The organism is Ningiella algicola (assembly GCF_028401415.2).
Classification (GTDB): Bacteria; Pseudomonadota; Gammaproteobacteria; order Enterobacterales; family Alteromonadaceae; genus Glaciecola.
The window spans coordinates 3,198,571-3,222,485 of record NZ_CP171821.2 but is presented as its reverse complement, the minus strand read 5'-3'; the positions used below and the strand labels follow the sequence as shown (position 1 = coordinate 3,222,485).

Below are 23,915 nucleotides of genomic sequence, written 5' to 3'. Positions count from 1 at the left end.
TCGCCCAATTAAGTAAGTGATGTTTTACAATAATATACGCTTGCCGTTTTGAGCTGCTGAGTTAAAAGCACCCTCAACCACATGGATATCGCGCATCCCCTCTATACCCGGTACCAATACATCGGTATCGTTGATGATGGCGAGCGCGTCATTGTCCATTTGAAGCGTTGGTTGCCTTTTGTTGATGGCAGGAAATACTTCTCCGGCACTGGTTGTTCCGGTCACGCCTGTAAATTCTGACATTGGTTTAAGCTCGTACCATCCATTTTCACATTCTACGCGCGCTTTGTTGAAAGACTTCACCACGCTAGTGCCGCAATCCGCTGTCAGTCCATTTGCGAACTCCAAAGTAAAATAGGTGGTTTCATCCACTTCCTTGAATATATCAGGATGGGACTTTTCGTGCGTGGCTGATATCGCAATAGGCTCCATCTTGGTGAGGTATCGAGCGCCATTTAAAGGATACACACCCATGTCATACATCGCACCGCCGCCCATGTCCTTTTTCATGCGCCAGTTATCTTCTGGGAAACCTCTTCCAGCATAGCCAGCTCTGGTGAACACCGATTGAATTTTACCGAAAGGTGCTGATTTCGCGTAAGCCCCGAATCGAATGGTGTTAGGCTCATGTTGCATACGGTAACTTATCGTCAGCTTTACCTTGTTTTTATCACAGGCGTCGATGATTTGCTGGCACTCGTTGGTGTTCATCGCCATGGGTTTTTCGCACCAAACGTGCTTACCCGCGTTCGCAGCAAGCAATGCATATTTCATGTGAGTGCTGGTAGGCGTCACGATATACATAACATCGATATCAGGATTATTTGCAGCCTCGTGCATCGTTTCATAAGAATAGATATTCTTATCTTTAATGCCGTACTTCCCTTGCCACTTCGGGATTTTTTGAGGCGAGCCGGTCACGATGCCGCGAAGCTCACAATGCTTGCAGTCAAGTAAGGCGGGGGCAAGCATTCGCTCGCTATAATTTCCAAGGCCAACCAGGGCAACGCCAATTTTTCTAGTTTGGGAATAGCTCAACGAAGACGCGCCAATGGCATTAAGCGCAAGAAGAGACGAGGAATACTTTAGAAAACGGCGACGAGACAATTTGGACATGAATTTTCTCCTTACACTAAACCCTTTACTAGCGATGCTGGTTAAATAGCACCTTTACTTGAGTATAGCTTGGAAACTTCGACTAAGCACTATACCCTACTATTAGCGGATCAGAATGCAGGCTTTCGTGTTGACAATGAACATGAGCTAAAGCAAAGAACAATTAAAGGAACACGCATGCGCGTTTATCATCAGACAGTCTTAAAGCGCTTATTTTCAGTCATCTTTTTAATCGCTTTACTCACCCTAAGCGGATGCTCAAAGGAGCCCGAAACATTACAAAAAGAAACGATAAACTCGCAAAGCGCTGCAGCCGTTAGTGGAACTAGTGATATTGCAGGTATGCAAGCGAACGCCATAGATTTAAGCAAAGACTATCACTCATTCTCCAATCCAGAAGAAGTGCTGGTGAGGCATATTTCGCTGGATCTAGAGGCGAACTTTGATCGAAAGCAACTGATTGGAAGGGCAACGCTGAGCTTTCATCGCAAAAATCCCTCAGCGACACAGTTAGTTTTAGACACTCGCGATTTGAACATTGATTCTGTCACTTACGCGAGTTCATCTGAAGCGGATGACATAAAGGCACTCACATTCTCGCTTGGCGTTACTGATCCCGAGTTAGGCACGCCGCTAATAGTAAACTTGCCCGCTGATGCAAATCATGTGAGCATCCGCTATCAAACTTCGCCTCAAGCCTCTGGCGTTCAGTGGTTAAGTCCTGCGCAAACCGCTGGTAAGCGGCATCCATTTTTGTTCACCCAAGCGCAAGCCGTGCATGCTCGAAGTTTCATTCCCTTGCAAGATTCACCTCAGGTTAGAGTTACTTTTGATGCCACAATTCGCACACCGAAAGAGTTATTAGCCGTTATGAGTGCGGCCAACAACCCAGACACTGAGCGAGATGGTGTGTATGAATTTACGATGCCACAAGCTATTCCATCCTACTTAATTGCTCTGGCGATTGGCGACTTGGCTTTTGAGCCTATGGGAGAGCGCACAGGCGTGTACGCAGAGCCTGAGCTTTTGCAAGCGGCCGCTAAAGAATTTGAGGATACCGAAAGTATGCTCATCGCCACCGAAGAAAAATACGGGCCATATAGCTGGGACCGTTACGATTTGCTTATCCTGCCCCCTTCATTTCCCTTTGGCGGCATGGAAAACCCTCGCTTGTCATTTATTACACCCACGGTCATTGCGGGCGATAAAAGTTTGGTATCGTTGATTGCGCATGAACTAGCACACAGTTGGTCAGGAAATACGATTAGCAACGCCACATGGCGGGATTTATGGTTAAACGAGGGATTTACCACCTATTTAACCTATCGCATCATGGAGATGATCTACGGTACGGACCGCTACAAAATGGAAGCTGTTTTGGGATACCAAGACTTGCAGGCCGATATAGAATCACTTGATGAACAAGACCAAATAATGGCCATTGATTTGCGCGGTCGGAACCCTGACGATGTATTTTCAAATATTCCATACGAAAAAGGTGCTCTGTTTTTACGCGAAATTGAGCATAAGATTGGACGCGACAATTTTGATGACTTTTTGCTTCAATACTTTCAAGATTTCGCCTTTCAAAGCATCACCACTGACGATTTTCTCGAATATGCCGACAAAACACTCCTTGCGGATTATTCAGACTTACTCACTAGAGCGCGTTTTGAAGAATGGATTTTTGCTCCGGGAATACCGCGCTCGGCGCCAGTACCTGACTCTGACGCATTTGCCATTATCGATGAGGCGCGACGTGCATGGCTAAATGACGACGTACAGACTAGCAGCATAGAAACGAGCAATTGGACCGTTCACGAATGGCTCTATTTTTTGAATAATTTGCCGCTAGAACTGAGCCTTTCTCAACTGAATGCATTGGATGAGACCTTTGCACTTACGCAAAGTAAAAATAACGAAATCGCGCATAGCTGGCTTATGATCGCAGTTCGAAACCAATACGAAGCAGCTTATGAGCGTTTATACGATTATCTGGTGTCAATTGGTCGCAATAAGTTAGTGAAACCGCTGTATAGAGAATTAGCGAAGACTGAAGAAGGTAAAGCCTTCGCAAGGCGCGCTTTTGCGCAAGCAAGGCTTGGCTATCATCCACTAACGATTAAGGCAAATGAAGTGTTTCTTGAATAATCTTACACTTTTTTATGTCTTTATCGCATAGCCCAATCGGCTACGACCTAGTCTGCGATGCTACGCTCCCCAATTATTGATTAGAGCACGAAGCTGTTGGTTATTATCGTAGCTTTCTAATTTGTTGCGTAACTCCTCTTTCGCTTGATCACGTTTCCCCATACTATCCAATATTAAATAGTATAAGTATGCAAACTGAGCGTTTCGCGGCTCGGCATCAAGCGCCGCATTTATTTGCTCTAAAGCACTCTCGAGCGCTTTATCGCGCACAAACTTCAAAGCATATGAATAGCGCAACACGCCCGACTCGGGAATGTTTTTAAGCCCTTTAAGGTAGATCTCTTCGGCTTTTTTTGTTTGGCCGGTTTGTCGATACAGCTCTATCAAATTGATGTATGCAGGCGGGAAATAAGGGTCAATAAATAAGGCGACTCTGTAAGCCTCCTCAGCTTTGTCTCGTTGCCCTGTGCGAAGCGCCGTCATGCCTTGCTGCATGCGTCCTTCTCCGCGCCATGCAGACAAAGTGTGACTCAGGGTTAATTCTTTAAACGCATTTTCAAAGGCTTGCTGCCACTGTGCCTGCACTTCAACACCTAACAAAGCGTACGCCGCGGCAATACGCACTGCACGGATATCGTCACTGAGCAATGGCGCTAGGTAGTGCTGTCGCTCAGCGCCGGTCAATCTCTCGGCAACTTGGGCAGCAGCCATCCTAATGAGTGCGTCGTCTGAGTTTAAGAAACTGAGAATATCTCGTGCGGGCAGGGCTTGCACATATTGCAATACGCTAATCGCTGTTGCTCGTTTGATGGGCGGCAAGGCCTGATTGCTGGCAAGGCGTAATATATTTTGGTAATCCAAGCCGTTGAAAAGATTCAAGAACATTTGTTCTGATATTGCTGGGCCTGCTCTATCTGGATGCCACGATTCTATTTGAGCCAGCGCCCATTGAGGCGACTCATCTTGATGGCATTGGTTGCATGCATTGGGCACGCCCGCTGAAATGGTAAATTCAGGGCGCGGAATTTTAAAACTATGATCGCCTCTGGCATCTACATTCATATAGGTCGTTTTTGGCATATGGCAATCGACACACTGGGTTCCACTGCCTCGTAAATCTTGATCAGTCTGAGCAGTTTTAATTGAATGCCCATGATGTTTAGGTGTTTCAAACACTTGAGGTGAATGGCACTGTAAACACATGCCATTGCCCTGGGTCTTTATTTTATAGCTATGTGGGTCATGACAGTCCACGCAGGTCACGCCTTTTTGCGCCATTTTGCTCTGCATGAATGAGCCCATCACATACACCTCTTCCAAAATTTGCCCATCAGCATAGTATAAAGGGGGTGTAATGAGATTAGGCGTGAATTGGTCAAGGTAGGCGCTTGTGCTATCAAAACCATCGGTAAGTGGAGCGCGCAAGGAGTGGCAGGCATAGCAAGTTTGTTCATAAGTGGTATCACGCGCCCCACCCTGCCATGAAGCGACGGCTTGTTCGGGTTTTCTAAGCCAGAATCCTTGATTGTTCAAGGTCGTCTCTGTTGGGTTTTTGTTTTTTGCTGTACTGTGGATTTCACGTTTATCGTCATGACAAGCCAAGCAGCCGACGTTGACCTCATCAAAGCGCGTATTGAACACGTTAGTTTCATCGTCAAAACCGCGCACCAAGCCATCGGAGTGACAATCTGCGCACATGCCATTCCAATTTTGAAGGGGTTGTTGCCAATGCAGACGGTCGTTAAACGCAATGTCCTCTTTCGGGTATAAGTGCATCCAGCGCTGTCCGCCTTCTTCTTTCACTCGCGTATCCCAGGCAAACGGCAACACTTGATACTTGCCGTTTTCAGTAGCAACCAGATATTGTTGAAGTGGATACACGCCAAAGGTGTAAGCGACTTTATATGTTCTTTCGCTATTGCTGTCTTTGACCGTCGCAAAGTACTCACCATTGTCGATATAAAAAATAGCCTCCTGTGAGAAATGCGTAGCACTGCTTTGCGCAAAATCCGCTAGTACCGTGTCGGCACTGGGTACACGCATAGCATCTGCGTGGTGAGATTCTTCCCAAGCAGAGAATTGTGCCTGATGACAGCTCTGACAGTCTTGACTATTGCTGAACTTTGTCGGGCTTAGCTCTGAGGATGCCCCAGACGTAAAAGCCAGCGCATTCGAACATGCACTGCCAAGCACGGCAAAAAAAAGGAAACTACAAACACGGGTAAAATCAGAAAACTTCAAATTCGAGACCTGTTGGGATATTTTAGCTATGCCTTTTGCTCGAACTTTACAGGCAGACGCTCGCACAAAACAGCTCAGATAAATAATGTTGCGCTTAGTATAGCAACAAGTCAACATACTACAGAGTTAGAACTTGCATTATACCCATCAGCACAACAGCCAAATAAAGCAGTTACAATGAAAATTTTTGCGAAAACACTTTTTCACCCAGAACAGTGGTTAACAAACCAAGTTATCTGTGTTCAAGATCAGCACATACTAAGCATATCCGATGCTCAAGAGATTGATTACGCTAAATGTGATGAAACGCACGACATTATTATCCCGGGTTTTATCGACATCCAAGTCAATGGCGGTGGGAACGCCTTATTTAATGACAAACCTGATATTGAATGCCTGACACAGATATTTGCTGCTCACCAACAATACGGCACCGTCGGCATGCTACCAACCTTAATTACGGATGACTTTAACAAAATGGCACGAGCAGCCGATGCGGTAGCTAAAGCAATAAACACGGAACATGCTGGCGTGCTCGGCATTCACTTCGAAGGGCCTTGGTTAAGCGCAGCAAGAAAGGGCGTTCATGAGGCGCGATTTATTCGTCCGCCAAGTGATAGAGAAATCGCGCTACTTGAGCGCAATGATATAGGGAAAGTCATGGTGACGCTTGCGCCAGAAACGGTGCCTGCAAGTCTTATTACGCAAATGAGAGAATTGGGTATTCTTGTGTTTCTGGGGCATTCAAATGCTACCTTGGAACAGGTCAACGAAGCGCTTGATGCTGGCGCGATAGGATTTACCCATTTATTTAACGCCATGTCTCAGATGCAGTCTAGAGCGCCTGGGATGGTAGGCGCTGCGCTTGCAAGTGATGCCTCATTTGCAGGCATCATTGTTGACGGCCATCACGTTGACCCAAGCTGTTGCAAGGCAGCTTTTTTGGCGAAAACAAGAGAAAAGTTGATGCTTGTAACTGACGCCATGGCGTTGGCAGCATCTGAAAAGATGCGAATGGATTTTTTTGACACACATATTATACGATCTGGAAACAAGCTCAGCACACCAGATGGTACGCTAGCAGGCTCATGTTTAACCATGATTGATGCGGTAAAAAATATGCATGAGCTTTGTGGTGTCTCATTACACGATAGTGTGTACATGGCAAGTCACACACCCTCTATTTTATTAGGCTTACCGAACAACGAAATAGGCTTACAAAGCGGCGCACCCGCCACCTTCATCAGCATAGATAAAACATGTTCTATACAGCAGTTATGGAATCGCGGACAGCCAATCAAACCCCTGTAAAGAAAAATCATACCATGCGATGCACAATATTAATGTTAGTCACAGATGGTCTATTGCACTTCTGGCACGGCTATACGATACTTTAAGGAAATTCGCTAACACTCACTTCGAAGGTCTATTTATCAAAGCAAGTAACAAAAAGTCATGGATAATTGGCAGTATTTGGTTGATTGTTATCGCGGTGCTCATAGTTATTATCATGCGCTCAAACGATGCGGCAAGAGAACGCCAAAACGCCAGCGTCGAAATCCCATGGGATGACAATCTACTTGCGTGTAACCAAGTAAATAATGCCGAACCCACTGAAGATTTTGAAACCTGCTTGGCCTTAGCAGAGGATGGCTGGATTGATGCGGCGCTTCGTATAGCGTGGGCCTATAGCCGCGACGGTGAATTTCAAAGTTGGCAAAACGCTTATGAATGGCTAGTTTGGCTAAGTGATCATGATAGCTATGCTGAATTATTGAGCTACATTGTACTATTTGAAATAGGTGATAACGAGGATTTAAAACACTCTGGCGAGCGTGGCATTGCGCACATGGCAGTGATAAACGAGCCTGCTGCAAGTGCCTATCTTGCCTCGCTTTACTATCTAGGTTTGAACAAGTTAGAACAACGCTCTAGCGTTCGTTGGCTAATCGAAAGAGCCTACTCCCAAAGTACTTACTGGGTGACACCAGAACAAATTGCACATATATTTTTGAACGGCTATTTGGGGGAGCCTGAGCCAAACACGGCGAAAAAACTATTGCTAAATTCAACGCAAGAAGACTTTCCCATTAACGCAAACAATGTTGCCTGGCTGCTTGCCACAACTGATTACCCGAGTCTTAATGACTATCCGGCAGCGCTGGAACTCGCTCAGAGCGTTGTAGCGGACGAGGACTATGCCGACAGCTATGTTTATGTCGATACGCTTGCTGCAACATTCGCTGCCAATCAAAACTTTGAGCAAGCCATTAATACACAGCGTGAAGCGCTTGCTCTGCTTAAGGACGCCGCACAGGAAAACGAAGCCCTAAACGAACAAATACCCGAATTCGAAGCTCGATTGGCCTTATTTGAAGAGGAAAAAGTGTATAAAGAAGCACCGCGTGACGTGCCCGCAGAGGTATTTTTCACATCACTTAAAAAACAGCTGGAGCAGGCTTTAATCGAGAGCTTATATGTGAGTTTTGAGGCACCGTTACCCACAATTGGCGAAAATGAAAACTAGCCCGGTGTGAAGACTTCTTTTATAGGCAATTTCGAACTACCCAGTAAAGTATCACTGGCAGCATTGCCTACACCCCTTGAGCCCTTGCTGCAATTCGCAGACTGCATTAATGCTGCCAACAAGCTATGGATAAAGCGTGACGATTTAACCGGGCTTGCTATGGGTGGCAATAAAACCCGCAAGCTTGAGTACAGCCTTGCAGATGCGCTAGCGCAAAATGCTGATGTTGTGATCACCTGCGGCGGGCTCCAGTCTAATCATGTAAGACAAACCGCAGCAGCATGCGCAAAGCTAGGTATCGAATGTCATGCTGTGCTTACCAAGCCGTTTTCAAGCAAAAGTTTCAGCCCAGACACGAGCTATCACAGCAACGGCAATATTTTACTGAATCAGATTTTAGACGCTCAATTACACTATTTTGATAGTGCGCATAGCGGCGGACAAACGCTTGATGACTCAATCAATACGCTCGAGCGCTCTCTCATAAAGAAGGGTAAACGGGCTTATACTATTCCTTTAGGTGCATCAGATGGCATAGGTGCAATGGGATATGTTGAGTGCGCAAGTGAGCTCTTAGTTCAGTTTGAAGCTCAAGGTGCGAATGTCAGCCACATTGTCCTGACGACTGGCAGCGCCGGTACTCAAGCGGGACTTATATTTGGCCTGCGCGCATTGGGCTCTCAGATAAAAATCACGGGTATATCGGTAATCCACCCAAGTGATGTTATGGTAAAGAAAATACAAAACATTCTTAACCAAATTCAGCTGCTGCTACCTTCATGCGAAACGAATATCTCTTTGGAAGATATTGTTGTATGCGATCAATTCATAAATCAAGGATATGGTGTGCCGGATAAGGCCGCTAATCAGTCTCTGAAGTTGATGGCTCAAACACAAGGCATATTGCTCGATCCAGTCTATACGGCAAAAGCTGCATTGGGTTTGCAAAGCTTGCTCAGCAACAATTATTTTGTAGACGACCAAGATATTGTCTTAATGCATACTGGCGGCGCAAGCGCCTTATTCGCCTATCAAGATGAGCTGAGCAAGGTGTCTTGTGAGAAAAAGTAGAAGCCGTCATTAACCAGTTCTGCCACGAGGCTTGACAGTAAATGTTTTTGGCTCACCTCAAGCTCACAGACCAACGGTAGGCTTGTATGTGCGCTTGCCAACATTGATTGAACCGGTGTTGTTAGTGAGGCGTCAACCGCATAAGGCCTGCCATCAATAAAGAAGGTAAAGGGCTTGTCAGTCAGCCCTGCTGTAGCTCGTGTAGTATTATAAATGGGCTTAACCGCAGTGTTTCTATGCAGTGTGCCGTTTTTTTCGAACAAATTGTCACTAGCGTCTTGGTGGCTTATGCATTCGCTGCTCTGGTCAGTCGTTTCTGGCAAAGATTGACGAGAAAGATATCGCATAAGCGCATACTCAGCAGCATCGGTATCTAGCAAATCAACGATGCTTTGTTTTAGCCGACTCAGCTCGGTTTTGGTAATGCTTTCACTTGGCAAATCTGGCTCTCTAATGCTGGCAATATCTCGATCTTCATATCTTTGCTGATAAGCGATCAAGGTATCTCCTTCATCCAAGATCCCATGCAGCATTTCTAAATTCGTTGGCGCGCGGAAGCCAATGGAATAGTTCAAACAAGGTTCAAGCGCTGTGCCATTATGCGGATGTTTTGGCGGAATATAGATGGCATCGCCAGGCTGCAAACACTCATCAATTATGGGCTCAAAGCCTTCGATTTGTTTGAGCAATGGATGAGGTAAGACATCGGTAAAATTACCGGGCGTCCCGACTTGCCAACGACGTTTACCCTTGCCCTGAACAATAAAGACATCATATTGATCAATATGCGGCCCTACGCCTGCCTCAGGCGCAGAAAAACTTACCATCACGTCATCTAAGCGCCAATTGCCGATTTTTGAGACCGGCGCAACTAAGGCATCCACCTCCTCGATATATTTATCAACACCTTGAACCAGTAGCGTCCAAGCTCCCTTGCAAAGGGGCTCAAAGTCATCAATTGGACCTTGCGTGACGAGCCATTGACCGTCACTTTGTGCAACTAGTCGGCAATCAATTTCGGGCTCCTGAGCAAGGCCAGCGAGTTCATGCTCATCAATGGGATCTTCAAAATCCACCATGAACTGCTTGATCACGCAGGGCTGCTTTTGCCAGTAAGTGTTGATAAAGGCCTCAAAATTGAAGCCTTTTACGATGAACGGCGCCACTGTTTACTTTTCGATGCCTTTTCCTGTTGCAGCCCAATAAATACCGCCGTATAGGTGTTCTAAGAATACGGGTTCTTGGTAAACACCTGGTAGATGACCCAATGCAGTATAAAACGAACGACCGCCATCAAACTCATGATACCAAGCCATAGGATGAAATTCGCCCATGCCCTCAGACTTCTTCTCACCCCAATCAGCGCTGGGGTCATAGGTGCTCTCGTCAATGGTCAATAAGTAGTTCAGACCTTCAACATTGGCGGGCGTAAAACCGTAAAACTCATCCGTCCATAAATGACGCTCTTTAAATGCGCTCATGCCGGGGAAGCTATTGTCTTGCTTAACGAGTACTGCGGTTTGATTAGCCGGATGAATATGAAAATAATGCCCAACAAGTTTGCCATACCACTCCCAATCATACTCGGTGTCTGAGGCCGCATGCACTCCCACAAAGCCTTTACCTGATTGAATAAAGCGTTCAAACGCGGCTTGTTGCTCGTCATTAAAGATGTCGGCGGTGGTATTAATAAAGACAACCGCATCATAGTTCTTGAGATATTCATCATTAATCACACGGTCTGCGTTTTCTTCCCATGTGAGGGAGAAGTCGTGACGCTGGGCAAGTTGTCGCATAGCGCTTACACCATCGTGAATAGAGCTGTGATGCCAACCGGCGGTTTTAGTAAACAACAGTACATTGAACTGTTGCGCGAATGATGTGGCGCTCATCGTCAGTAAAACGATGGTGGCAAACACAGAAGAAACGCTGATTTTCATATTATTTCCTTGAACGAGATTCAGGTTGGTTAAAGCATAACCGATTTTAATAGTCTGTGCCCAATGGCGTTCTTTCGTGATGGAGTTACGAATTCCAATGATCTTATCTGGTGCAGACGCTCAATTGCTATTAATCAAGCTTATTGCGAACCTTCAGCATGCTTAGAGGACTAAGTGTATAGCGAGCTATTCACTTGAGTGCTACATTTAAACCAACGCATCTCGTTTTTGTTCAAGGAAGTCTATATGAAAGTTATCAGCATTAAATCTGCCTTTGTCATGCTCAGTGTCGTCATCTTGTCTGCCTGTGCCTCCATGGGTTCAGGGTCGGTCACTGAAAAGCGCCAAGTGATTCTGGATATGCAGCAAGATGCCCTTGCCAAGCTTTACGAGAAAAAGCCAGCTGCGCGCGCCGAAATCAATGCATCGCCCGGATATGCCACCTTCTCAAATGCAAATGTCAATTTACTCGTATTAGCTGCAGGAACCGGATATGGGGTCGTGAATGATAACAGCAGCGGTAAAAAGACCTACATGAATATGGCAGAGGGGGGCGTGGGTCTTGGACTTGGCGCAAAAGATTATCGGATAGTCATGGTATTTCACAATCAATCTGCCATGCAGCAGTTTATAGAAAATGGCTGGACCTTTGGGGGCAATGCAGATGCTGCAGCTAAAGCAAGTAATAAGGGAAAAGCTATTGCTGGCGAAGCTTATTATGGAGATGTGTCAGTGTATACGATGACCGAGAGTGGATTAGCCTTGCAAGCGACAGTAAAAGGCACAAAGTTCTGGAAGGACGAGCAGCTTAACTAACCTGAATTCAGGTTAACTAATTGATTCTCAACAGTGAAAAAGCGAGCTTAGACTGAAATCGAAGCTCGCTTTTATATGCTAATCAGCTCATATCAGGCCGCAATTAATCGCTCGGTGTATCTTCGTCTTCGCTCGAGGCATTCAGAATCTCCTCAAGGCCAAGGTCAGTCGGCGGCATCGGATCATTGCGCTTAGCATCGGGTGCCAAATAAGTATCCATCCAGCGCATGAAGCGCAATGAATAATCATACTGGGCAGCCGCATGGCGATTCCCATGCCCTTCTCCCGGATAGAACACAAGCCTAACCGGCGTGTCTGTGCGCACTTTCATTGAGCGATAAAGTTCCATTGACTGACTTGGATGCACGCGGGTGTCTTCTTCACCATGCATGATGAGCGTGGGCGTTGTGCTTTTCCCTGCATGGAAAATGGGTGAGCGCTCTAGCAGATTCATCCAATTATCTTCCCACGGCCAGCGCAATGAATGGACAAGGTGCATTTCATTTGGAATATCACTGGTACCAAATTTCGAGATTTGGTTTGAAATACCCACAAAGGCAACTGCTGCTGCAAAGTGTTCACTTTGGGCAGTTGCGCCCCACATCGACGCATAGCCTCCGTATGAACCGCCCGTTATTCCAACGCGGTCTTTGTTGACAATGCCGGCTTCAACCAGCGCGTCCACGCCATCAACCAAATCGTTAAACTCCTTACCCGCATAATCGTCTTGATGCTCTTTGGCAAACGCCACACCGCGCCCTGTGGAACCACGATAATTTGGATAAAATACCGCGTATCCGTCTGCTGCGGCAAACTGCCCGCCGTCAGAGTAACGTGTAATCCAGCCGTCGCTGTAGTGGGCTTCTGGTCCACCGTGAACAGTTAAGATAAGTGGATAACCGCCTGTTGGTGCTGGTTCGTTTGGTGTAATCAGCAAGCCTTGAATTTGAGCACCGTCTCGCGCTTCATAGCTAAAGGTTGTCTGCTCAGCTAAGTCTAACTCTTCGAGCCAAGCATTGTGATTGGATAACTTTTCAGTTTTATTGCGTCGTTGGCTAAACACCTCTCTGGGGTGTTTAGGGCTATCGGCAATAAACCGAATATTCTCATCACCAATATCGGCACTTCTCACAACAATATCTTCGGGCGTATTCAGGACACGTTTTTCGTCACCATCGGTGTCATAAACAACAAATGCACTCTCAACACCGCGATGAGCAACTGCCAAAATGTCATCATCAAGCCAATCGATATCCATGATATGTTGTTCAACTTGGGGGGTAAGCTGTGTAAAGCTGTCAGAATTGGTTTTCGCCAGCATCAGCACGCCAGCTGAAGTATCGTGAATATCCGTACCAGCTAAAAATGCGACATGATCACCGTCATCAGAAAACTCAAAACTGCCCAGCTTTCCCGGGATATCAATGGTTGAATTAACATCGCCCGTCTCAGGATTGATAAACACTAAATCTCGTAGCATCAAAGAATCGTCTACTAAATTAGTGGGTGCAACTGCTGCCACTAGCGTTTGATTGGAGTTGGACATGGCAAAATCTGACACATGTCCACCAGCGAACAAAACTTGAGCCTCGCCGTCTGGATTTTGCAAATCGAAGGTCCATAAGGAAGCTAAGCGTTGGTCTTCTTCATACACATATGCTTTAAACCCTTTTTCCTTTAAATCTTCTGACTCGTCTTTTGCCTTAGCAACAAAATATACGGTGTTGTTGTCGCTGGAAACTTGATAGTCACCAATGTTCGTGTCGAACTCAAAGTGCTTTCGTGCTTCACCCCCATTTAAGGAAATAGAATAAAGCGACATGCTATCGTCGCCATCCCGCTTGCTCTTAAAAAATAAGGTACTGCTATCACTGCTAAATTGCGGTGCCACCACACCCCCAGGCGCACTTATGAACTTGATAGGGTCTTGCCCCTCCTGAATCAGATACAAATGAGTATCAGCTCGACCGTCTTCGTCACCCGCGAGGACATCGCGCGGAACAGATAATGTATACACCGTGTTTTTCCCATCAGGAGACACAGCGATATTGCCGGCGTGTTGAATCTTAGGCACATGTTCTATTTCAAAGCTAGCAGCGTGAGCCGTGCTCAAGCTCACCGATGCAAAACTGATGGCAAAGGCAAAGCCAAGCAACGAGGGCTTCAAGTGTTTTGGTAGATACTTTCTTAATGACATTCGAACTCCATTAGCTAAGTTGTCGTTAGGTGTATTATTATTTTTGCTTAGGGTCATTTTGCATGCATGGGTAGCTCACGCATACCCATGTTCCATAGCGTGAAACCGTAGATATCAGCAAATTGCTCGATGGTTTTGCTTACGGGTGTGCCTGCTCCATGTCCGGCATCCGTTTCAATACGAATTAAGGTTGGGTTATCGCCCTGCTGATGAGCCTGTAAGGTTGCCGCAAATTTAAAGGAATGCGCAGGCACTACGCGATCGTCATGGTCAGCGGTGGTGACCATTGTTGCAGGATATGCCATCTCTTTAACGTTATGTACAGGTGAATAACCCAGAAGGTATTGAAACATTTCTTCGCTTTGGTCGGCTGTACCATAATCGTAAGCCCAGCCAGCGCCCGCCGTAAAGGTATGATAGCGCAACATATCAAGCACGCCCACCGCAGGCAGAGCGACTTTGGCTAATTCTGGGCGTTGCGTCATGACTGCACCCACCAATAAACCTCCGTTTGACCCACCTCGAATCGCTAAGTATTCGCTACTCGTGTAGTTCTTCTCAATGAGATATTCGGCGGCAGCGATAAAATCATCGAACACATTTTGCTTTTGCATTTGAGTGCCGGCGTCGTGCCATGCCTTTCCATATTCACCACCACCGCGGATATTAGGAACCGCATAAATACCACCAAGTTCCAACCATGCAGCTACCGTCGAGCTAAAGCGTGGCGATAGGCTGACATTAAAGCCACCATATGCATAAAGCAATGTAGGATTATTACCATCAAGTACCGTATCCTTATGATAGGTGATGATCATCGGCACACGCGTGCCGTCTTTCGAGTTATAGAATACCTGCTCAGACAGGTATTGACTGCCGTCAAAATCAATTTCAGGTTGGTTAAATAGTTCTGAATTTCCACCGGCCAGGTCCAACTCAAATATGGTAGACGGTGTCGTGTAGTTAGTGAAGGTATAGTAGGTTTTGGTGTCTTCTTTTTTACCGCCAAAACTGCCTGCATTACCTAAACCAGGTAGCTCTATTCTGCGCACCCGCTCGCCCTCAAGCGTGTACTGATAAACCTTTGAGATAGCGTCAACCATGTATTCCGCAAAAATAAAGCCGCCTGCTGTGCTCGCTATAAGTACATTTTTCGTTTCAGGAATGACGTCTTGCCAATTTTCAACATTGGGGGCCTTGGCTGATACCGACACCACTTTCGTGTTAGGTGCATTATAGTTGGTGACCAAGTACAAGGTATCGCCTTCTGCGGTAAGCATATACACATCGCCAGCCACATCTTCTTTTACCGTCAGCCACTCGCTCTCAGGCTTGCTTAGGTCTTTGAGGAAGGCTTTGTTGCCAGAGGTTGATTCTGCGGCAGATACCATTAAGTAGCGGCCGTCATCACTCACCTGTGAGCCCACGTAACGATGTTTTTCTGCTTCGACGTGACCAAACACCTTCAGGTCTTGACCTTGCGGTGTGCCCACTTGATGATAATAAAGCTTGTGTTGATCTGTCTTTTCGCTTAGCTCAGAACCGTCTGGTTTGTCATAACTCGCGTAATAAAAACCTTCATTTTTATACCATGACATACCCGAGAATTTCACATCTTGAAGCGGCTCTCCAATTTGCTCCATCGTATTGGTGTCAATAACGAAAATCTCGCGCCAGTCGCTGCCGCCTGTGGAAGTCTGGTAGGATGCCAGGCTACCGTCTTTAGAAAATTCTAAGCCTGCAAGCGATACCGTCCCGTCTTCAGAAAAGGTATTGGGATCAATAAAAACTTCAACTTCGCCTCCATCTTTTTGACGATACACAACAGACTGATTTTGCAATCCATCGTTTTTATAAAAGTACGTATAATCACCTTCTTTGAAAGGAGCCGTTACCCGCTCATAGTTGATAATATTTTTGACTACCGCTTCGATATCTTTGCGATAAGGTATTTGAGCTAAGTATCCTTGTGTTACTTCGTTTTGTGCCTTAACCCAAGCTTCGGTTTCGGCTGAACGGTCATCCTCTAGCCAACGATAAGGGTCAGACACTTGTTGACCAAAATAAGTGTCAACCACATCGCCTTTTGGGGTAACCGGATAGCTCACTACAATTGCCTCTTCTTTGGTAGTATCACTTGCGTCTAATTGTTCGTCTGTCTCAGACTTCGGTTGGCAGGCCATCAGGCTCACGATGATTGCAAGCGACAGGCCTGCTTTGAGGATGTTTGTATGCATATATTGTCCGTCAAATGAAATATTAGTGGATTATGTTTATGGTAACGTCTTTATTTTTTTATTTTTGTTTAAAGGTAAATTGTTAGTTCATACGTAAGTTTTCAGGTTTTTGTCTCTCAAATCCTGATTTTGTTCCAATTTTACGGTCTTTGTAGGAAATCTAGGGCTGAAAGCATTCGCAATACGCAAAGCCAGTGGCGACAAAGGTCTATGCGTTATAGGAAGTCGCAATAGTTGAGTTAACGATTGGATCAATAAAAGCAAGCATGGGAATTAGGGCGAGAATCACCGTTATTCAACTGGTAATGCGCCGTGCTTAAAGTGCGATGATGTATTTTGGACTGCTTTTGCAAGACCTTTAAAAGATTATTCAAAAGGTATGCAAGAGCAAAGACGTCGAATCTTGCCAATCGAACTAAATCACTTTGGCTAGTATTCTTTTTTATCATTTTGTGTAGTAAAAAACGCTACGCTCAGTATGAAAAAAAACACCGAGCGCAGCACTTTCATTGTGCACTGCTACTTCAGTTTCGTGCCTGATTTACGTCGACCGATTATCAAACCTGTTGCAGCTAATAAAACGATAGCTAATGTGCTGGGTGTGGGCGTTTCAAGTATAGGAGTGTCGGAACCGAAAGTGATGTTATCAAACGCAATTTGATCGGCAACACCATAAAAGACGACCGATCGTGCCGTTCCCGCAAAGGCTACACCAATATCAAAAAATGGGCTAAATGCACCTGACGGATCACCACCATCTGAGGGTGTCGTTGGAATGAACAAAGTTGCAAGCTCAGTGCCTGTTCCATCTAGTCCGTCATAAACGCTTACGTTTCCAGAATTATTGATGGCGCTGTAAAAAAATGAAAAGCCCGTTTCAAAGCCAGCGGCTACGTTCATGATAGATGCTGAGCCTGTCAGAAAAAACATTACGGTATCGGGCGATGGTTCTCCGCCGAAGTTCCCTGTACCACCAGCATCGGAATCAATGATTGCCAGTGTATCGGCATTAAACTCAATACCAAAATTTGTACCCGAGTTACCGTTTCCTGAAGTGCCACCGTTATAAAAACCTCCAATTGTTTCCAGGTTATCTAAACCCTCAAAGTCCAACTGAATAATGCTTGCCTGCGATGCGCCGCTTACCAGAAGCGTCAGCCCTCAAAAAAGCCTCATAAAAAATTTAGTTTTCATTGTGCTAATCCCATTATCTAAAAGCGAGTGAGCGTACTCAGGTACAGCTTTTTATCTGTGTACGAGTACGTGCATTAGACAATGCATAAAGCATATCCCAATTTAAGTCTTTGAATCTCCTTTAAAAAAGCAATTGAATCTGAAAAAAGATGCTGGGGTTGTAAAATAATCCGACGTAACACAGTGCATTGACTTCACTCAACAGGGGCTACAAATCAGCGCTACGATTTATCCCAAAAACTTGCGCTTACAACATGCACGACAAGACATCATCTAAGGATCTCAGCGATTTACAAAGGCTAGCTTTTGCTTATTTTGTTGCTCCTTAGCAATGACAAGTAATAAGTGAGAGCGTGCCTCAACTAAGGCAGTTTCTATATTAAAGTACATCACAGTCGCCACGAAAAGCTCTTCATCAGAATACCTGCCCTGACGAAATCCTTCATCAATAAGGTCCATTTGTGCCTTGGCATCCATGTAGCTTTGTTCTAAGTGAGTAACAAGCGATAGCGAACGGTCAAAATCGGCACTGGCTGCGTGAGCAGATTGTCCGGCAATAATGGCAAAAAGCGTGAGCGCTGCGACGATACTCGTGACCATTTTTACTGCGCTGTTAGTGAAAACGTCGGTGCTTAAAAGGTGAAAATTCATAATGTGTTACCCCTGTCTTACTTAAATTTGTTGATGCAAATGTCGTGATTTGCGCCTTGGCTTGAAACAATAGTAAGGATAGAGACAGGATAAAAATAATTATGCTTTCATATGTAATGCATTTATTTTTGTGATGTATTAAGCGAAATGTATCTCGCGTTTTAGATAACCCGAGTAAATCCGATACAAACGGCTTTTATCGAAACACTCAAACTCGTGATTTTTGATAAGCATTATAATCGGGCACACGATAATCGTATGCTTGATCTAACATAGGAGAACTAAGCAGATAATCCGCACTGCTTGGATTACACGCAACTGGAATATTCCACACCGCGGCAATTCGCAGCAGTGCTTTTACGTCGGGATCATGAGGCATTGACGCCAGCGGATCCCAGAAGAATATCAGCATGTCGAGCGTTTGCTCCGCAATGCGCGCACCAATTTGCTGGTCGCCACCCAAGGGGCCGCTTAATAAAGGAGATACCGCTAAACCCGTGTCGTTTGAAAGCTTTGAGGCAGTGGTGCCAGTCGCAAATAGATGCTGCAGTTTTAGCTTTTCGCTGTGTTTTTCGCACCACTCGCTCAAAATTGGCTTCATGTGATCATGCGCCACTAAGGCAATTTTCTTTGAGGCCGGTGCTTTTGCATGGGTGAAGTCCATGGTTTTCCTTTTTAGTGAGTGAAGAACAACCCAGTGATGCTACTTTTGAAAATGTTTGGCTGCGTTTTCAGTTGCAGACTCAATATGCCGTCGCATCGCTTCGCGTGCAGCCATTGGATCGCGTTTTTCGAGCGCGGTTAGTATCGCTTGATGCTCGCTAATGGAGGGGTGAATGCCTTCACCTCGTATCCGTTCTAAGAAGCTTGTGCTGAGCACTGATTCATTGCGCAAAGTCCATAACCATGAAATAACAGACTCGATTGCACTGTTCTGGCAAGAGCGCGCAATGATCTCATGAAAGGCTTGATCTGCTTTTTCGGAGGCATCGGCAAGCTTTTCTTCTTCTTCCATATCCTTGACGGCTTGGCGAAGCAAATCCAGTTCTTTGTTGGTAATGCGTGAAGCAGCAAGCGCACAGGCTTCAGACTCAACAATTAGTCTGATTTCTAGAATTTCAAAAGGACCAATACCACTGTCATCTAGCGCTAGTTTTTTGTTAGGCTTAGCCTTAGATGCATAAATGCCAGAACCAGAACGAATTTCGATAATACCGCTTAACTCCAGCGCAATCATCGCCTCCCTAACCGTCGGTCGACTCACACCTAACTGCTCAGCAAGCTCTCGCTCAGATGGAAAACGCTCTCCAGGCTTGATGACCTCATTTTCAATGAGTTTGCGCAATTGTTCAGCGACTTTCATATAAAGCCGATCGTTTTTAACAACTTCTAACTGCAAGGACTTCATTCGGAGGCTTTACTCAATAAGGTCACTAAGGACAGGCAAAAATACATTCATCAAGTCTAATGGCAAGGAGCAGGAACTACAAACCTTTCGGAAAATATCGCAAAGCGCCAACGAATTAATGTAGACGCTGGAATATTAAAAAACGATAGGATTAACGTCGCATGAAATTCGACACCGCGTGCATTACACCTCTCAATTCTGCAAGGCCTTTAAGACGTCCCATGTAGCCGTAACCAGGCTTTACATTAGGTTGATTAAGCTCATCCTCCAAAAGATGTCCATGATCAGGGCGCATCGGTATAGCGCACAAGCTTAAAGACTGTCCTTGTGCTTTGCGACGTTGCTCTTCGCTTAACAGCGCATGCACCAATCCCACCATATCGTTGTCACCATCCAGATGATCCGATTCATAAAAACTGCCATCATCTTCGCGTGTGACATTTCTTAAATGAACAAAGTAAACGCGCTCGGCAAATTCTTTCACCATTTCCACCAAGTCGTTATCGCCTCTCGCACCATAAGAGCCTGCGCACATAGTTAGACCATTAGCAGGACTCGGTGCTGCGTTTAACAGCTTTCTGGCGTCATCAGCGGTGGAAACCACTCGGGGTAAGCCAAATAAGGAAAAGGGGGGATCATCCGGATGGATACACATTTTCGCGCCGTGCGTCTGGGCAACAGGAATTATCTCGCGTAAAAAAGCAAATAAGTTTTCTCTGAATCCTTCGGTACCCAGGACAATAAATTCTTCAATAGCCTCGCGGATAGTGTCACGCGTGTATGAACCTTCCCCGCCAGGCAAACCTGCGATAATATTTTTTTCAAGTTCAAGCTTCGCCTCGTCGCTCATATCCGAGATGGCAAGCTCTGCTTTCGCGACAACCGCTGGAGAGTAGGAATCTCTGGCGCCATCGCGTTTAAGAATAAAAATATCGTAAGCCGCAAAATCGGTCATTTCAAATCGAAGTGCATGACTCTGATTGGGCAGTTGATACATTAAATTGGTGCGCGTCCAATCCACCACGGGCATAAAATTGTAGCAAATCGTATAAACCCCGCACTGCGCAGCGTTTTTTATGGAAAGTTTATAATTTTCAATCAACTGAAGATAGTCACCGCTACGAGTCTTGATATCGTTGTGTACCGGAATGCTTTCTATCACTTCCCAGGTTAAGCCTTCTGCCTCAATCATTTCTTTTCTAGCTTGAATATCTCGCTTTTCCCACACGGCTCCGGTAGCGACTTCGTGCAGAGAAGTCACTATCCCGGTCGCGCCGGCCTGCTTGATTTTTCTGAGCGTTATTGAGTCGCTAGGACCAAACCATCTCCAGGTTTCTATCACTGGGCATACCTTCTTGACGACATTTAGGCTGTCTAAAATTATGAATATTAACTAAGCGGACACAAGATAAGATCAATGCATCCGCTCAGCAAGGGCTATAATCTATATCTTAATCCTAAAAAGAAGCGAGGTCCTGAGTATTCGATGCGGTTAAACGCCTCGCGAGCCACGCGCTGTTCTACATAAGGATTATTGGTAATATTGATTATCTGAAATCGCGTAATTAAGCGTTTCGTGATGTTATATGATAAGTCCAAGTCTAGCGTGGACTGATCGTCAACAAATCGATTGGTTTGCGCCAAGTTCGGCCCGAAGGGCTTTAAATACTCTGAACGAAACTTATACGATAAGCGCGCTGAGAAATCATCATTCTCCCAGTACAACTGACTACTCAATGTGGTGTCCGATAATCCCGCGATGTTTGCAGGTGGGATAACTGCCAACACGTCATCGCTAATTGCACTGCCTGCTTCAGGAGTCTCAAAATCCGAATCGGCATAGTTATAGTTGAGTACCACACCCAAGCCATCGAACGGAGACGGTAACTCGCTAAAGCGATGCTGAACGGTCAGTTCAATACCTTTGATGGAAGATGAATCATCTAAAATTGTTGGGCGGCCGTTAACTTCAACATTGAACGTTTGCCCATCAACCACGACATCTTCAAAATCGCTTTGAATGTCGAAGCGAGCATTAAAGGATTTATAATATAGGGCGGCAGATAGTAAGGTATCTTGCCCCATAAAATAATTGAGGCTTAAGTCCAAGTTGTCTGACTCTAGCGCTTCAAGAAAAGGGTTACCCAGTGCGGTGACGTTATCTTGTAGCGCTTCTTCTACACTTTGAAACTCATCGCTTGAGTCAGCGCCATTGATGCGCCGACCTGAGCCGTAATACCACATATCTGGTCTAGAGAGCGCTGAATATGCAGCAAAGCGTAATTGTACGTCATCAGTCAATCCAAAGTTGATATTTAAACTGGGTAGAGTGTTGCTGAAATCGTTGGTCAGAATGTTCGTTTCGGCATCAGAATTCTCGTTGAAGATCACGTTGCCTTCTGGGTCGGTCTGTATTGAGTAGGAATTTCTGGTACCCACCGATTCAATGTCGGTATTGACTTGGCGTACACCAAAATTACCGTCAACGGTGACATCGCCTATTTCAGTTGAGAAAAACACCATGGCGTAAAATGCGGTAAGGGTTTCAGTCAAGCGAACGTCACCCGCAGAGGGCGCTCGCGGGTCAACCGACAAATCGTTTATTCCTACTAGGGTGTCGTAGGCACAGCGTGTATCGTAAGTTGCCCACTGACTAACCGGTGAATTGGCATCATCCCCGTAGTCGCTTTGCTCAAAGTCCATCCCACAATTTGCTGCAACTGCCGCTAGCTTATCGTCTCGCTCAGCACTGGGTGTCGAAAGCGTTCTGCGCTCCTCTTGAAAGTTGTCATGAGCGCGCAGTGAGCGAATGGCACCAAACTTCACTTCGGTAAATAGATCACCGTAGAGTAAATAATCAAAGTCTACACGATAGGCTGCAATTGAGTCTTCAATATCAAAACGATAATTTCTTGCTTCACTGTTTGCATCAAAAAATGATAGATCCTGAATGTTGCTTAACCAGTCAATCGATGAACCATTGGGGTCGTCAAAGTCGGAATAAACCTGCGACACATTGCCAAAATTGTCACTGCCCTGATTTTGCCAATCATAGTAAAATCGGTCGCTGCGAAAACGCGTATATGTTCGCGTTTGATAGCGCTCAGTGCCCGAGTATGAAACATCTAACTCTGCACCCAACCTGTCGTTTATTGACCAGTCGACATTTAAACCTAATCCTCGATAGTCTTCATCCCTCACACGATACTCGCCATATGAACTGATGCGCGAGTTGCCGGAATAGGCTAACAAAGCGCCTTCATCATTTGTTTCCCAATTGGCAATACGACGTCGACCGTCATCAAACAACAAGTCGTGTCTGTCTTCAAAGTAGTATCGACTTGACCATTGTCCGTCAATGTTGATATCAAGATCAGAATTGGGCTGATATTGTAAGGCAAATATCATGGCATCGCGGTCTTCTTCAGACTTCATTTGCCGATAGAAAAACGCGTTCGGAATGAAATAATAATCACCATCAACCGCTTCACCGCCATTAGCTGCGGCGTTTGCGTCTCTAAAACTACAGTTGCTGCCGCCGTCTGCACCAAAATCTGAATTACAGTTACGAAGGGTTGAGCTGGTGTTGTAGCTCTCTTCTGGCGAGGAAATATCGGCGCCAGCATAACCAATGGCAAAACCAAATTTGCCACCATCTTCTAAATCGAACGCATTAGTATATGAAATAGTAGGCCGATAGCCGACTCCATCCTCGCCGTCTTGTTTCGAATGATAGGGATTGTAATTGAGTCGCATTTCCGCCTGAAATCGCTCTTTACCATAATCAATAGGTTTAATTGTTTTTAAGTTAATGGTGCCTGATACACCGCCTTCGAGTAAATCTGCTTTTTGCGCCTTGAACACGGTCACACCATTTACAAGCTCTGAAGGAAACTGGCTAAATGCCACAGAACGGTTGCCGCTGCCAGAAGATATCGCCCGACCATTTACAGTAGACAAACCTAAAAACGGACCTAGGCCTCGAATGGAGATTTCGCTGGCATTTCCTTTGAAACGGTCTCCGGTTACTCCTGTAATTCTCTCTAAGGTTTCAGCCACCGACAGGTCAGGGAGTGCGCCCATGTCCGCTGAAGACAATGCATCAACGATAGTCGCTGCATTTCGCTTTTCTGCGATTGCGTTTCTGTAAGCGTCAGCGATGCTTAATACTTCAATGACTTCAATTTCTTCTTCCTGCTCGGGCGAAGTATCGGCGTCCTGCGCAAAGCTGTTGGTAGCGAGCAAAGCACTAGTGATGAAAATCGCGAGTGAAGAACGGCGAAACAAGTTGTGTGTGTGGTGTGTGTGCATGATCTTCTCCAGATCTTATGATTAAACGTTTTGTGTGCCTGGATACATTTACCGT

General features: G+C 45.6%; 17 protein-coding genes. 5 read left to right on the top strand and 12 right to left on the bottom strand.

What is annotated here, in order from left to right:
* Positions 1-24: 24 nt before the first annotated feature.
* Positions 25-1,116: a Gfo/Idh/MocA family protein gene (locus tag PN836_RS13945; protein ID WP_395339266.1), complete on the bottom strand. Its 1,092-nt coding sequence runs from the start codon at positions 1,114-1,116 to the stop codon at positions 25-27.
* Between the two features lie 177 nt (positions 1,117-1,293).
* On the opposite strand from PN836_RS13945, the gene PN836_RS13940 reads away from it, so the two are divergent.
* Positions 1,294-3,267 carry a M1 family metallopeptidase gene (locus PN836_RS13940; protein ID WP_395339264.1) on the top strand — a complete coding sequence of 658 codons (1,974 nt, stop codon included), beginning with the start codon at positions 1,294-1,296 and terminating at the stop codon, positions 3,265-3,267.
* A 60-nt stretch (positions 3,268-3,327) separates the two neighbouring features.
* On the opposite strand, the gene PN836_RS13935 is transcribed toward PN836_RS13940, so the two are convergent.
* Entirely contained in the window at positions 3,328-5,508 is a 2,181-nt protein-coding gene (locus tag PN836_RS13935; RefSeq protein WP_395339262.1) for an ammonia-forming cytochrome c nitrite reductase subunit c552, read from the bottom strand.
* A gap of 177 nt (positions 5,509-5,685) precedes the next feature.
* On the opposite strand from PN836_RS13935, the gene nagA reads away from it, so the two are divergent.
* From nagA to PN836_RS13920, 3 genes are read left to right on the top strand one after another with little or no spacing between them, the layout of a single operon-like run.
* Complete coding sequence (gene nagA, locus PN836_RS13930; RefSeq protein ID WP_395339260.1) at positions 5,686-6,819, top strand: N-acetylglucosamine-6-phosphate deacetylase; 1,134 nt, start codon at positions 5,686-5,688, stop codon at positions 6,817-6,819.
* Between the two features lie 19 nt (positions 6,820-6,838).
* The gene (locus PN836_RS13925; protein ID WP_395339259.1) at positions 6,839-8,035 is read left to right on the top strand and encodes a hypothetical protein; all 1,197 of its coding nucleotides are present in this window, start codon (positions 6,839-6,841) and stop codon (positions 8,033-8,035) included.
* A gap of 6 nt (positions 8,036-8,041) precedes the next feature.
* A complete protein-coding gene (locus PN836_RS13920) occupies positions 8,042-9,106 on the top strand; it encodes a D-cysteine desulfhydrase family protein (protein ID WP_395339257.1) in 1,065 nt (354 codons plus the stop codon).
* Here PN836_RS13920 and PN836_RS13915 read toward each other — a convergent pair.
* The gene (locus PN836_RS13915) at positions 9,067-10,272 is read right to left on the bottom strand and encodes a cupin domain-containing protein (RefSeq protein WP_395339255.1); all 1,206 of its coding nucleotides are present in this window, start codon (positions 10,270-10,272) and stop codon (positions 9,067-9,069) included. The two genes, PN836_RS13920 and PN836_RS13915, sit on opposite strands and share 40 nt — an antisense overlap.
* A gap of 3 nt (positions 10,273-10,275) precedes the next feature.
* Positions 10,276-11,046: a ThuA domain-containing protein gene (locus tag PN836_RS13910; protein WP_395339253.1), complete on the bottom strand. Its 771-nt coding sequence runs from the start codon at positions 11,044-11,046 to the stop codon at positions 10,276-10,278.
* 246 nt (positions 11,047-11,292) lie between these two features.
* On the opposite strand from PN836_RS13910, the gene PN836_RS13905 reads away from it, so the two are divergent.
* Positions 11,293-11,862 (top strand): YSC84-related protein, encoded by a 570-nt coding sequence (locus tag PN836_RS13905; RefSeq protein ID WP_395339252.1) that lies wholly within the window; start codon positions 11,293-11,295, stop codon positions 11,860-11,862.
* Between the two features lie 103 nt (positions 11,863-11,965).
* Here the strand turns inward: PN836_RS13905 and PN836_RS13900 are convergent, their stop codons facing one another.
* The 8 genes from PN836_RS13900 to PN836_RS13865 form a co-directional block, all read right to left on the bottom strand.
* Positions 11,966-14,059, bottom strand: a complete 2,094-nt coding sequence (locus tag PN836_RS13900) for a S9 family peptidase (protein WP_395339250.1) — start codon at positions 14,057-14,059, stop codon at positions 11,966-11,968.
* Positions 14,060-14,112: 53 nt separating this feature from the next.
* Entirely contained in the window at positions 14,113-16,296 is a 2,184-nt protein-coding gene (locus tag PN836_RS13895) for a prolyl oligopeptidase family serine peptidase (RefSeq protein ID WP_395339248.1), read from the bottom strand.
* Positions 16,297-16,815: 519 nt separating this feature from the next.
* Positions 16,816-17,409 carry a PEP-CTERM sorting domain-containing protein gene (locus tag PN836_RS13890; RefSeq protein WP_395339247.1) on the bottom strand — a complete coding sequence of 198 codons (594 nt, stop codon included), beginning with the start codon at positions 17,407-17,409 and terminating at the stop codon, positions 16,816-16,818.
* A gap of 363 nt (positions 17,410-17,772) precedes the next feature.
* Positions 17,773-18,141 (bottom strand): hypothetical protein, encoded by a 369-nt coding sequence (locus PN836_RS13885; RefSeq protein WP_395339245.1) that lies wholly within the window; start codon positions 18,139-18,141, stop codon positions 17,773-17,775.
* A gap of 208 nt (positions 18,142-18,349) precedes the next feature.
* Positions 18,350-18,805, bottom strand: a complete 456-nt coding sequence (locus tag PN836_RS13880; RefSeq protein WP_395339244.1) for a methylglyoxal synthase — start codon at positions 18,803-18,805, stop codon at positions 18,350-18,352.
* Between the two features lie 39 nt (positions 18,806-18,844).
* On the bottom strand, positions 18,845-19,549 hold the full coding sequence (locus PN836_RS13875) for a FadR/GntR family transcriptional regulator (protein ID WP_395339242.1): 705 nt from the start codon (positions 19,547-19,549) through the stop codon (positions 18,845-18,847).
* Between the two features lie 151 nt (positions 19,550-19,700).
* On the bottom strand, positions 19,701-20,891 hold the full coding sequence (uxuA, locus tag PN836_RS13870) for a mannonate dehydratase (RefSeq protein WP_395339240.1): 1,191 nt from the start codon (positions 20,889-20,891) through the stop codon (positions 19,701-19,703).
* Positions 20,892-20,986: 95 nt separating this feature from the next.
* On the bottom strand, positions 20,987-23,860 hold the full coding sequence (locus PN836_RS13865) for a TonB-dependent receptor (RefSeq protein ID WP_395339238.1): 2,874 nt from the start codon (positions 23,858-23,860) through the stop codon (positions 20,987-20,989).
* Positions 23,861-23,915: the final 55 nt, after the last annotated feature.